Origin of the sequence: Rhodococcus sp. (in: high G+C Gram-positive bacteria), from assembly GCF_049286785.1 — a bacterium.
Lineage (GTDB): Bacteria > Actinomycetota > Actinomycetes > Mycobacteriales > Mycobacteriaceae > Rhodococcus_F.
Map to the genome: position 1 here is coordinate 1 of NZ_JBAQEO010000266.1, position 12570 is coordinate 12570.

At 67.1% G+C, this 12570-nt stretch carries 10 protein-coding genes and 2 pseudogenes; 9 read left to right on the plus strand and 3 right to left on the minus strand.

Features of this window, described 5'->3' with window-relative positions; all coding sequences use genetic code 11:
• Positions 1 to 29: 29 nt before the first annotated feature.
• The 3 genes and pseudogenes from WAW17_RS10580 to WAW17_RS10590 form a co-directional block, all read right to left on the minus strand.
• On the minus strand, positions 30 to 2129 hold the full coding sequence (locus WAW17_RS10580) for a RecQ family ATP-dependent DNA helicase (RefSeq protein WP_422332937.1): 2100 nt from the start codon (positions 2127 to 2129) through the stop codon (positions 30 to 32).
• Positions 2130 to 2170: 41 nt separating this feature from the next.
• Entirely contained in the window at positions 2171 to 2995 is an 825-nt protein-coding gene (locus tag WAW17_RS10585) for a ribokinase (protein WP_422332946.1), read from the minus strand.
• A 48-nt stretch (positions 2996 to 3043) separates the two neighbouring features.
• Positions 3044 to 4521 (minus strand): annotated as a pseudogene (locus WAW17_RS10590) (MFS transporter).
• Positions 4522 to 4840: 319 nt separating this feature from the next.
• Here WAW17_RS10590 and WAW17_RS10595 point away from each other — a divergent pair.
• The 9 genes and pseudogenes from WAW17_RS10595 to WAW17_RS10635 form a co-directional block, all read left to right on the plus strand.
• On the plus strand, positions 4841 to 6121 hold the full coding sequence (locus tag WAW17_RS10595) for a glutamate-5-semialdehyde dehydrogenase (protein ID WP_422332938.1): 1281 nt from the start codon (positions 4841 to 4843) through the stop codon (positions 6119 to 6121).
• A 62-nt stretch (positions 6122 to 6183) separates the two neighbouring features.
• Entirely contained in the window at positions 6184 to 7065 is an 882-nt protein-coding gene (locus tag WAW17_RS10600) for an AAA family ATPase (protein ID WP_422332939.1), read from the plus strand.
• A gap of 10 nt (positions 7066 to 7075) precedes the next feature.
• On the plus strand, positions 7076 to 8536 hold the full coding sequence (locus tag WAW17_RS10605; RefSeq protein ID WP_422332940.1) for a vWA domain-containing protein: 1461 nt from the start codon (positions 7076 to 7078) through the stop codon (positions 8534 to 8536).
• A 19-nt stretch (positions 8537 to 8555) separates the two neighbouring features.
• The gene (nadD, locus tag WAW17_RS10610; protein WP_422332941.1) at positions 8556 to 9251 is read left to right on the plus strand and encodes a nicotinate-nucleotide adenylyltransferase; all 696 of its coding nucleotides are present in this window, start codon (positions 8556 to 8558) and stop codon (positions 9249 to 9251) included.
• A 31-nt stretch (positions 9252 to 9282) separates the two neighbouring features.
• Complete coding sequence (gene rsfS / locus WAW17_RS10615) at positions 9283 to 9717, plus strand: ribosome silencing factor (protein WP_422332942.1); 435 nt, start codon at positions 9283 to 9285, stop codon at positions 9715 to 9717.
• Positions 9714 to 10373, plus strand: coding sequence for a histidine phosphatase family protein (locus WAW17_RS10620; protein WP_422332943.1), 660 nt, complete (start codon positions 9714 to 9716; stop codon positions 10371 to 10373). Before rsfS ends, WAW17_RS10620 begins: the two co-directional genes overlap by 4 nt.
• Entirely contained in the window at positions 10360 to 11142 is a 783-nt protein-coding gene (gene octT, locus WAW17_RS10625) for a diglucosylglycerate octanoyltransferase (RefSeq protein ID WP_422332944.1), read from the plus strand. The genes WAW17_RS10620 and octT overlap by 14 nt, the downstream gene beginning before the upstream one ends.
• 5 nt (positions 11143 to 11147) lie before the next feature.
• Positions 11148 to 12014: a DegV family protein gene (locus tag WAW17_RS10630; protein WP_422332945.1), complete on the plus strand. Its 867-nt coding sequence runs from the start codon at positions 11148 to 11150 to the stop codon at positions 12012 to 12014.
• Positions 12015 to 12083: 69 nt separating this feature from the next.
• A pseudogene (locus WAW17_RS10635) lies at positions 12084 to 12570 on the plus strand (ComEA family DNA-binding protein); the annotation flags it as partial.

Here is a 12570-nt window from a genome sequence, read left to right on the forward strand (position 1 = left end):
GCAGCGGAACCTCCCGCGAAATATGAAGGCTATTTGACCCCCGCCAGCGCGAAGGGCAGAACCGCAGGCGCGCCCGCCTGCCGGAGGGTCCGGGCAGCCATCGTCAGGGTCCATCCGGTGTCGGTCAGCATGTCGATCAAAAGAATCGGACCGGTGGCGTCGGGCAGGTGCGGAACCTCCCATGCGTTGACGAGGCCAGCCACTCGATAGGCGGAGTTCGCCGCGGACACCGGCGGATGCCCCGGGCGCCGTTGCAGGATGCCCAGGTTCCCGAGGCGCCCGACCTCGGCCAGCCGCTCGGCGACCGAGGCGGACAGTGCAGGGTGGGTGTCCGACTCGACGGCCATGACCGCGGTGGGCCGCTCGGCCCAGTCCCACGCCGCCAGCACCGCGACGGCGGCCTTCACGACGCCGTCGGGCGCGGGGCCGTCCGGCCCGTCCAGCAGCGTACGAAGGCGCTGACCCCAGCCGAGGTCGGTGAGCCGGCCCAACATGCGGCCGGGCTCCGGTCCGTCGGAAATCTTCCCCGACAGCTTCACGCCAAGTTTCGCGAGACCGGTGGGCCACTGCTTCCGCGGCGCCAAGTCGACGCCGGGCCTCTCGAGGCGTGCCCGGGTCTGCTGCACAGCCTCGGAATCGACCGTGGTGTCATGATGGACCCCGGTACAGTTGTCGCAGCGTCCGCAGCCGGCGGCGCCTGCCGCCAGACCCGGATCGTCGAGCTGTTCACGCAGGAACGTCATCCGGCAGGTGGTGATCCGCTGGTAGTCGAGCATCGCCTGCTGCTCGGATTCGCGGGCGCGTTCGAGACGTTCGTAACGCTCGGCGTCGTACGTCCATGGTTCCCCCGTGCCGATCCAGCCGCCCCGGACACGGCGGACGGCGCCGTCGACGTCGAGAACCTTCAGGACCATCTCCAGCCGGGTGCGGCCCAGTTCGACCAACGGTTCCAGTGCCTGGGTGGATTGCGGACGCTCCGGGTCGAGGACCTCGATGACCCGCCGGACCACGTGTTCGCGCGGGAACGCCACGGATGCGAAATAGCTCCAGATCTGCCTGTCCTCCGTGCCCGGGAGAAGGATCACCTCGGCGCGGTCGGTGGATCGTCCGGCGCGCCCGACCTGCTGGTAGTAGGAGATGGGTGAGGACGGGGCGCCGAGATGCACTACGAAACCGAGGTCGGGTTTGTCGAAGCCCATACCCAGGGCAGAGGTTGCCACGAGGGCCTTGACCTTGTTGTCGAGGAGATCCTGCTCGAGACTCTCGCGTTCGGCGGCGTCGGTCTGCCCGGTGTATGCGGCGACAGTGTGGCCCTGCTCCGACAGCAGGCTCGCCAGATCCTGGGCGGCCGACACGGTGAGGGCATAGATGATGCCGGACCCGGGCAGGCTGTCCAGCTTCCGGGCCAGCCACGTGGCCCGCGCGGTGGCCTCGGGGATCTGCACCACCGCCAGGTGGAGCGAATCACGTTCGAGACCGCCGCGGAGGACGAGCGTCTCGCCTCCACCCACTCCCAGCTGGGTCGACACGTCGGTGACCACCCGGTCGTTGGCCGTCGCGGTGGTCGCGAGGACGGGAATACCCTCTCCGAGTTCCGCGATCAGGGTGCGAATGCGCCGGTAGTCGGGCCGGAAATCGTGACCCCAGTCGGATACGCAATGCGCCTCGTCGACCACCACCAGGCCCGCATCGGCGGCGAGCGCGGGAAGCACCTGGTCACGGAAGTCCGGATTGTTGAGGCGCTCGGGACTGACCAGCAGAACGTCGAGGTCGTTCGCCGCGACGCGCGCGTGGATGTCGTCCCATTCCGTGACGTTGCCAGAATTGATCGTGGCCGCCCGCACGCCTGCCCGCTCGGCCGAGGCCACCTGATTCCGCATCAGGGCGAGCAGCGGGGACACGATCACCGTCGGCCCGTGCCCGTCCGCTCGCAGCAGCTTCGCGGCGATGAAATACACAGCCGACTTACCCCAGCCCGTCCGCTGGACCACGAGCGCCCGCCTGCGTCCCACCACCAGCGCCTCGATGGCGGTCCACTGATCGTCCCGCAGGGTGGCGTCCGGTCCGGCGAGCTGGCGCAGGAGCCGCTCGGCCTCGGAGCGGAGTGCGGTTTCCGTGGTGGTGGTCATGCCCCCATGGTGCACGAGAGGGGCGACAGGCGGGTGTGGGGTCAGCGGGAGAGCACACTCTCTATCTCGGTCCGGGTAGGTGCGGAGGCCGAAGCGCCGCGCCGGGTGGCGGCGAGCGCGCCCGCAACACACGCGAAGGGGAGAGCCGTCTCCGGTCCCTCCGCCCAGGCCACTGCGAGCGCTCCCGCGAACGCGTCCCCCGCGCCGGTCGTGTCGACCACGGCCACACGCGGAGGCTCGGCCCGGAGCACGGCGCCGCCGTGGCGGCACACCGCGCCTGCCGCACCGAGTGTGGTCACCACGTGGGCCACATCCGCGGTGGCCTCGGCTCCGAAGTGCGCGGACTCGTGCTCATTCACGAGGAGCACGTCGACCAGTGCGAGCAAGTCCTCGGGAAGAGTTTGCGGGGGAGACGGATTCAGCATCACGAGCGTTCCGTTCGCCGCGGCGTGACGGGCTGCCGCCACCACGGTCCCGAGAGGAATCTCGAGTTGACAGAGCAGGACATCAGCCGCCGCGATCGCGTCGAGTTCCACGGGCTGCAATTCGGTGACGGCACTGTTGGCGCCGGGAACCACCACGATGCTGTTCTCGCCGGCCGCATCGACGGTGATGGACGCGATTCCGCTGGGCCCCTCCACCTCGCGAAGGTGGGCGGTGTCGACGTCCGCCTCCACGAGGGTCTGACGCAATTCCAACGCGAAGGTATCGGAACCGACGGCGCCGACGAAGGTGACGTTACCGCCCGCACGGGAGGCGGCAATCGCCTGATTGGCTCCCTTGCCACCCGGAATCGTGCCGAAGGAACTGCCCAGGGTCGTCTCGCCGGGCTTCGGCAGTCGCTCGACTGCTGTCACCAGGTCCATGTTGACACTGCCGACGACGACGATGCTGGGAGCGGGCACAGCCAGAGACTATCGCCCGTCGAGGGTTGCCGCGTCCTGGCCGGCGGTCTTCCTGAGGGAAACCCGGCCCGAGCGGAGCCGTCGCAGAACGGTCCGCGCTTCCGCCTGAGTCGACACGGCAGGCGGCGATCCGTCGAGCGGTTTTGCGAGCGGACTCGGAGATCAGCAGCACCGCCGCACCACCGACGACGGCGGCGGCCATCATGTACGTCGGTGCCACCAGGTGGCTCCCGGTGGCGTCCTGCAACGCGGTGAGGACCAATGGAGTCGTGCCGCCGAATATCGACACCGCGATGTTGTAGCCGATCGCCAGCCCGCCGTAACGGGTGCCGGTGGGGAACAGTGCGGGAAGCACGGACGGAAAGACGCCGACGAAGAGCAGCAGCAGTGAGCCGAGGACTGCCAGTCCGAGGAAAACGGTGACGTAGTTGCCGACACCGATCAGCAGGTAGGCGGGCAGCGAGAGTGCGAAGAACCCGGCGAAACCCAGGATTAGCAACGGCTTACGGCCTACTTTGTCGGAGAGCTTTCCGACGGAGCTGATGCACACCATCATGATGATCATCACGACGATCATCAGGACGAGGCCGTGTGATTCGTCGTAGCCCAGCGTGTTCGAGAGGTAGGTCGGCATGTAGCTGAGCAGACCGTAGTGCGCGATGTTGTAGGTGGCGACCAGGATGATGCACAGCATGAGTGGCCGCCAGTTGTCGATCAGCGTCTCACGGAGCTTCGCCCCGGCGGATTCCTCTGCGAGAGAATGCTCTTCGGCCTGCATCATCTGCTGGAACGCCGGAGTCTCCTCGAGTCGTAGTCGCAGGTACAGTCCGATCAGGCCGAGCGGCCCGGCCAGCAGGAACGGAATCCGCCAGGCCCAGTCGACCAGCGCCTCGGGCGTGACGACGCTGCTGATGATCGTGACGAGACCGGCAGCCGCCACATAGCCGGCGAGTGTTCCGAACTCGAGGAAGCTGGCGAAGAATCCGCGCCGCTTGTCGGGTGCGTATTCGGCGACGAAGGTACTCGCGCCGCCGTATTCGCCGCCGGTGGAGAAGCCCTGGATCAGCCGGAACACCACAAGCAGGATCGGCGCAGCGAGCCCGATGGAGCCGTAGCCGGGAATCAGGCCGATCGCGAAGGTGCTTCCCGCCATCAGGATGATTGTGGTCGCGAGTACCTTCTTGCGGCCTATCCGGTCGCCGAGTGGGCCGAAGAACACCCCGCCGAGTGGCCGGACGAGGAATGCGGCAGCAAAGATCGCGAACGTCGAAAGTAGTTGCGCGGTACCGCTGGCATCCGGAAAGAACACCTTTCCGATGGTGGTCGCGAGGTAGGCGTACACACCGAAGTCGAACCATTCCATCGCATTGCCGAGCATGGTCGCCCTGACTGCCCTCTTGACCGACGCCTCGTCCGTCACGGTGACGTGTGACGTGTGGCGAGTCCGCGATCTCGGCAGCGGTAATCGAGTGATCTGGTGCATTCATGTCTTGCGCTCCCCAGCGCAGCCATCGCCCACGCGGGGCACGTACCTGATGCACGCATCTTTTCGTCGCCCGCACGGCCGATGTGCTGGTCGGGTTCGGAGGCTCACGGACCCTTCGGCGCGATGCGGCCCCCACCGCTCGGCTCTGGCACGTGGCATGGTCACGTGCCCCTGCGGGGCCCGGGACTACCAGCTGTAAGAGCGATAACCCTAGCAAAGGATGTGCAGAACCGCCGGATCCAGCGCTCGGGAACGCCTTGGACGACTCAGGGCGGCTGGGACGAATCGTTCCCCTGGCCCTGGGTATATAGGCTGTCTTCATGAGTGCAGTGACTTCCACCTCGTCGGCCGGCGCAGCGGTGGACACCCGTGAAGCTGTCCACACAGCCGCTCGTCGGGCCCGCATCGCGTCGCGGATCCTCGCGCAGCTCACCACCGCGCAGAAGGATGCGGCGCTCCACGCCGCCGCCGACGCCGTCCTCGTCGCGACCGACGCCGTCCTCGCGGCGAACGAGGCCGACATCGAGTCGGCGCGGGCGGCAGGCACCGAGGAATCCCTGCTCGACCGTCTCAGGCTCTCGCGGGAACGAGTCGAGGGGATTGCTTCCGGACTGGGGCAGGTGGCCGGCCTGCCCGACCCCATCGGTGAAGTGGTGCGCGGTTCCACGTTGCCGAACGGTCTCGAGCTGCGACAGCTCCGGGTGCCGCTGGGTGTGGTGGGCATGGTGTACGAGGCCCGGCCCAACGTCACTGTCGATGCCTTCGGCCTGGCGCTGAAGTCGGGCAATGCGGCACTGCTGCGGGGCTCCTCGTCGGCCGCGAAGTCGAACGCCGCGCTGGTTGTGGCGTTGCGCAGCGCACTGGCCGCGCAGGAACTGCCGGAGGATGCCGTCCAGTTGCTGCCCAGCAAGGACCGCTCGAGCGTCACCCATCTCATCCAGGCGCGGGGTCTGGTGGACGTGGTGATTCCGCGCGGCGGCGCCGGACTGATCAGCGCCGTGGTACGCGACGCGACGGTTCCCACCATCGAGACCGGTGTCGGCAACTGCCACGTCTACGTTCATTCCGCGGCCGACCTCGACATGGCCGAGCGGATTATCCTCAACTCCAAGACCCGCCGTCCGAGTGTGTGCAACACGGCGGAGACCGTGCTGATCGACGCCGGCATCGCCGAGACGGCCGTCCCCCGGCTCCTGCAGGCGCTGCGGACGCACAGCGTGACCGTGCACGGCGATCTGCCCGGACTGGTGCCGGCCACCGAGGCGGACTGGTCGGAGGAGTACCTCACGCTGGACGTCGCGCTGAAGGTGGTGGACGATCTCGATGCCGCGGTCGAACACATCGATCGCTACGGCACCGGCCACACGGAGGCGATCGTGACGTCCGACCTGGCGGCTGCTCGTGAGTTCAGCGCCCGTGTCGACGCCGCTGCCGTGATGGTCAACGCGTCCACCGCCTTCACCGACGGTGAGCAGTTCGGTTTCGGAGCCGAGATCGGTATCTCCACCCAGAAACTGCATGCGCGTGGTCCGATGGGGCTACCGGAGCTCACCTCGACGAAGTGGATCGTATGGGGCGACGGACACACCCGCCCGGCCTGACCGCCCGCCCGGCCTGACACCACAGCCCACGACCTGTTCACCGCCCCCCGAAAGGAGCGAGCGTGGATCGCGCCCTGCCCACCACGACGCCGTTGTTCGCGAGCGTCGACGATGTCATCGCCCGGCTCGCCGAGACCGGCTACCTCGCCGACAAGGGGACCGCAACGGCCGTCTTCCTCGCCGACCGACTGGGGAAACCGCTCCTCATCGAGGGGCCCGCGGGGGTGGGCAAGACCGAACTCGCGCGAGCGGTGGCCGAAACTACCGACGCCGAGTTGGTCCGACTCCAGTGTTACGAGGGCGTGGACGAGGCCCGCGCTCTGTACGAGTGGAACCACGCGAAGCAGATCCTGCGGATTCAGTCCGGCGGTGATCACAGCTGGGACGCAACCAAGGCGGATGTGTTCTCCGAGGAATTCCTGCTGTCGCGCCCGCTGCTGACAGCGATCCGCCGCGACGAACCGACGGTGCTGCTCATCGACGAGACCGACAAGGCCGACGTCGAGATCGAGGGACTGCTCCTCGAGGTGCTCAGCGACTTCGCGATCACGATTCCCGAACTCGGCACCATCACCGCCACCCGCAAGCCGTTCGTCGTGCTCACCTCGAACGCCACCCGTGAGCTGTCGGAGGCGTTGAAGCGGCGCTGTCTGTTCCTGCACCTCGACTTCCCGGACGCCGAACTCGAGCGCAAGATCCTGGCCAGCCGTGTCCCCGAATTGCCCGAGGCCGTTGCCGAGCAACTCGTCCGGACCATCCGGGTGCTGCGGGGCATGCAACTCAAGAAGCTGCCGTCGGTGGCCGAGACCATCGACTGGGGACGCACCCTCCTCGCACTGGGCCTCGACACCCTCGACGACGATGCGGTCCGTGCCACGATGGGTGTGGTTCTCAAGCATCAATCGGACCAGCAGCGGGCAGCTGCCGAGCTGCGACTGAACTGAAGGGCGTCCCATGGCTGCTGGTGGTCCCCCGACTTCCCGATCGAGCCGATCCGGTCCGGCAGCGCCGCACGGGCTGCCGGGACACCTCGTCGATTTCGTGGAAGCACTTCGCCGGCGTGGCATCATGGTCGGTCCGTCCGAGACCGTCGACGCCGGACGGGTGATGTCGGTACTGGACCTGCTCGACCGTGAGTCGCTCCGGGAGGGCCTCGCGTGTGCGGTGCTGCGTCGCCCGACGCATCGATCCACGTTCGACGCCCTGTTCGATCTGTGGTTTCCGCCGGCTGTGGGAACGAGGGCGGACGGGACGATCGACACGAGTCTGCCGCGCACCGCGGCCGGGGAGATCGACTACGACGCGCTGCGCGAGCTGATTGCGGAACTGCTCGTCGACGGATCGCCGGAGGCACTCGAACTCACCGAGTTGCTCACTGCCCAGATGGTCGAGGAACTCGGCCGGTACGAGTCGGCGAACGGCCCGTCGTTCTCCGCCTACCAGGCGCTGCGTGACGTGTCACCCGAGACGTTGTTGACGAAGATCCTCGACGGACTGCTGGGCAATCAGGACGGCGGTCACGCCGAGGCCGCGGAGAGCTACGAGTCCGAGGTCGCGAAGCGCACCGCTGCCCAGCGGATCGCCGATTTCCGCAAGATGGTCGAGAAGGAGACGCGACGACGCTCGGCGGAGACGCTCGGCAAGGAGCGTGTCGCGTCCTACGGAGTGCCGCGGCTCGCGGAGGAGGTCGATTTCCTCCGTGCCTCCGATGCCGAACTCACCGCGTTGAAGCGCAACATCACGCCTCTGGCGCGACTGCTGGCGAGCAGGCTCGCGGTTCGGCGTAGCCGCAGCCGGGCCGGCTCCATCGACCTCCGGCGGACCCTGCGGAAGTCGATGAGCACCGGTGGCATTCCCATCGATCTGGTCCAGCGCAAACCCCGGCGCGCCCGGCCCGAACTGGTGGTGTTGTGCGACGTGTCGGGTTCCGTCGCGGGGTTCAGCCATTTCACCCTGCTGCTGGTCCACGCGTTGCGTGAGCAGTTCTCGCGGGTCCGGGTATTCGCATTCATCGACACCACCGACGAGGTCACCCGCTTCTTCGACACGGGCGCAGACCTGGGTACCGCGATGTCACGGATGATCCGCGAGGCCGACCTCGTCGGTTACGACGGGCATTCGGACTACGGCAACGCGTTCGGTGTGTTCGCCGAGCGGTACACGCCGGCCATCACCTCGCGGACGTCGCTGCTGATTCTCGGTGACGGTCGCAACAACTACCGGGATCCGAACCTCGAGGCGCTGGCCCGCCTGGTGGCGGTCGCCAAGCATGCGCACTGGCTCAATCCCGAGCCCCGAGGGCAGTGGGGGTCGGGCGACTCCGCGGCGAAGGTCTACAACGAGGTCATCAGCATGCACGAGTGCAGGTCGGCGCAGCAGCTCGCGTCGGTGGTCGCCGGGTTGCTTCCCGTATGAGCACGTAAGCTCGACACTCGTGAAACAGGGATCAGGGGACGCGCGACGGCGTCGTTTGGGCGTCATGGGTGGCACGTTCGATCCCATTCACCACGGACACCTGGTGGCGGCCAGCGAAGTCGCCGATCGTTTCGGTCTCGACGAAGTGGTGTTCGTACCCACCGGCCGGCCGTGGCAGAAGGAGCACAAGGAGGTCAGCCCGGCCGAGGATCGGTATCTGATGACCGTCATCGCCACCGCGTCGAACCCCCGGTTTTCGGTCAGCCGCGTGGACATCGACCGGGGCAAGGTCACCTATACGGTCGACACCCTGCGCGATCTGCACCGGTACCACCCCGATGCCGAGCTGTACTTCATTACCGGTGCGGACGCGCTGGCGAGTATCCTGTCCTGGCAGGACTGGGAGGAACTGTTCTCGCTGGCGAAGTTCGTCGGGGTCTCACGGCCGGGCTTCGATCTCCACACCGAACACCTGGCCGGCCACCTTGACGCGCTGCCGGAAGACGCGGTGACCTTGATCGAGATCCCCGCCCTGGCGATCTCCTCGACGGAGTGTCGTCGGCGTGCCAGCCAGCATCGTCCCGTGTGGTACCTCGTACCGGACGGTGTTGTCCAGTACATCTCCAAACGGAACCTGTATCGCCCGCCGGATTCGGAGCGTCTCGACGGATCGATGACGATGTCCGAACCGGCTCCTGACAAGACCGATAACTAGCACGTTTCCACAGAACATGGGAGAACATCGAGTGAGCGCAACGACCGAAGCCATCGAGATGGCACGCATCGCGGCAGTCGCAGCAGACGAGAAGCTGGCGTCCGATGTGGTGGTGCTCGATGTCTCCGAGCAGTTGGTCATCACCGACTGCTTCGTCATCGCGTCTGCGCCCAACGAACGGCAGGTCAACGCGATCGTCGAGAATATCGAGGAACGCTTGCGTGAGGCAGGTCACAAGCCGGTGCGGCGTGAGGGTACCCGCGAAGGTCGTTGGGCTCTGCTCGATTTCGTCGACATCGTCATCCACGTCCAGCACAACGAGGAGCGCAACTTCTACGCGCTCGACCGGTTGTGGAAGGACTGCCCGACCATTCCGGTCGACGGCATCGGTGAGCATCGTCCGGTCGCAGCCACGCCGAACGGAGCGGAGTCCGATGCGGTGAAGGGCGAGGAGTCCGAGCAGTGACGGCAGCCGCACGAGCACCGCGGCGCCTGATCCTCCTACGCCACGGTCAGACCGAATACAACGCGGACAACCGCATGCAGGGACAACTCGACACCGACCTGTCCGCGCTGGGCCGGTCGCAGGCCCGCACCGCGGCGGTGGCGCTCGTGGGCCGCAAGCCCATCTCGATCGTGTCCTCGGACCTGCGGCGTGCCTACGACACCGCGGTCGAGGTCGGTGACGATGCCGGGCTTCCGGTGCAGATCGACGAGCGACTCCGCGAAACGCATCTGGGGGAGTGGCAGGGCCTGACGCACCTCGAGGTCGACGTGCACTCGCCCGGTGCCCGTGCCACCTGGCGCAATGACGCGACATGGGCCCCGCCGGGAGGTGAGAGCCGACTCGACGTCGCACGTCGCAGTCGGCCCGTGATCGCCGAACTGCTCGAAAAGCACGAGGGCTGGGGGGAGCAGCCCGTGCTTCTCGTGGCCCACGGTGGGCTGATCGCCGCATTGACCGCAGCATTGCTGGAGTTGCCATTGGAACGCTGGCCGGTGCTCGGTGGCCTCGGGAACACCAGCTGGGTGCAGCTGAGTGCTCATGGAAGTGGCGATTCGCTCCGGTGGCGCCTCGATGTGTGGAACGCGTCTGCGAGTGTGGCCAGTGACATCCTCTGACGCGGGTATCGGTTCGAAGGGGCGCCCCGTATTGCTGGTGCTCGCTGATTCGCTTTCGTACTACGGGCCGAAGGGCGGCCTGCCATCCGATCATCCCGACATCTGGCCCAACATCGTTGCCCGCGAATTGGATTGGGATGTGGAGTTGGTGGCCCGGATCGGGTGGACCAGTCGCGACGTCTGGTGGGCGCTGACGCAGGACCCACGTGTGTGGGCCACGGTCCCCCGGGCTGCTGCGGTCGTGTTCGCGGTGGGCGGCATGGATTCGCTCCCCTCGCCGCTTCCGACGGCAATTCGCGAGCAATTGCGCTACATCCGCCCGCCCTCCGTGCGCAGGGTCGTGCGTGCCGGTTACCAGTGGCTTCAACCCCGGCTCTCCCCGCTCGGCTGGCCGGTGGCGTTACCGCCGAGGCTGAGTGTCGAGTACCTCGAGAGTTCCCGGGCGGCGCTCGCGTACATGCGACCGGAACTGCCGGTGATCGGTACGTTGCCGTCCGTGCACCGCAGTGAGGCCTACGGCAAGGTTCACTCGGGAAGGCCGGGTGCCGTCGCCGCCATCACCGCGTGGGCACAGGACAAGGACGTTCCCCTGGTCGACCTCGCGGACGCGGTGCGCGACAACGTGTTCAGCGACGAGGGCAATCCTGACGGCATCCATTGGGGCTGGGAGGGTCATCGGCGGGTGGCGGAGTCGATGCTTCATGCGTTACTCGCGAGGACCGCTGCCGACGACCCGGAACCCGACGTTCTTCTGAGCGGGACCGAGTAAGTCCGATGCCCGTTGTCGTGGTCACCGATTCGTCGGCGTGCCTGTTGCCCGAACACATTCAGGAGTATGGGATCCGCGTTGCGCCGCTGCACATATTGAGTGCGGGACGAGATTTCCGGGAGGGAATCGACGAGATACCCGAGGACCTCGCAGGCGTCACGACTGCCGGCGCTTCCCCGAGCGAGCTGTCCGAGACGTATGCCGAGGCGCTGGAATCGAGCGAAGGCGCGGGCGTTCTCGCCATTCACATCTCCCGGCATCTCTCCGGTACGTGGGAGGCCGGCCGCAGCGCGGCACAGGAATTCGGCGGTCTCGTGCGTATCGTCGATTCGCAGTCGACCGCAATGGGTTTGGGATACCCGGCACTGGCTGCCGCCAGGGCTGCGAAGAGCGGCGCCGACCTCGAAACCGTGTACCGGCGGGCCGTGGACATGGCCGCCGGCGGTCGCTGCCTGATCGTGGTGGATCGCCTCGATCAGTTGCGCCGGGGAGGAAGGATCGGGGCCGCGGCCGCGCTGCTCGGCACCGCGCTGGCGATGAAACCCGTACTGCATCTCGTCGACGGACGACTGGTACTGAAGGAAAAGACCCGCACCTCCACCAAGGCGCTGGCGAAGATGATCGATTCCGCCGTGGAGTGGGCAGGTCTGGACAGAACGGCTGTGGCTGTGCATCACATGCAGGCCCGGAGTCGGGCCGAAGCGGTGGCCCAGGAGTTGAAGGAAAGGATTCCCCAGGTCAGCGACCTTCTCGTCACCGACATCAGTGCGGTGATCGGCGCCCACGTCGGGGCTGGCGCCGTCGGCGTCGTGCTGTGCCCGGATCCCGCAGAGGTGCCTCTCGAGGTCGATTCATCCACAACCCGCCGTTGATCCACAGGTCGATTCCGGCGCCAGGTCACCTGCGGCAACCGGATCGATCACTGCTCTAGTGTCGCGTTCATGGGCATCGGAGAAGAGCGTTCGAGGGTGCGGACTCGTCTCGCGTTCATCACGTCGGGAGAGCGGCGAATTCTCCCGACGGAGATGCTCACACCTCCGTCACCGGAATGGCTGACGTCCACTCGGGATGACGAGGCCGTGGACGACACGACGTGGTCGGCCGAAAGCAGTTGGTACTCTGGATGGTTGCCGGAGCGCTGGCGCGGCGCTCGCCTCGGCGCCGGGCGGTCGGGTGCGATCGTTCTGGTTCTCGTCGGAATCGTCGTGGTGGGTGTCACGGTGGTGGCCGTCGGCCGTGATCAGCCGGTGGCACATGCGGTGCCGTCCCTGCCTGCTGTGGACGAGGGGGCCCCTGCGCCGGCGGTCGGTGAGGCTGCGAGCCCTGTCCCGGCGCCGCCGCCGGCGCCGCCACCGGCCGACGAGGAGATGGTGGTGAGTGTAGTCGGTTTGGTGGTGTCGGCCGGTCTCGTTACACTCCCGCCGGGAT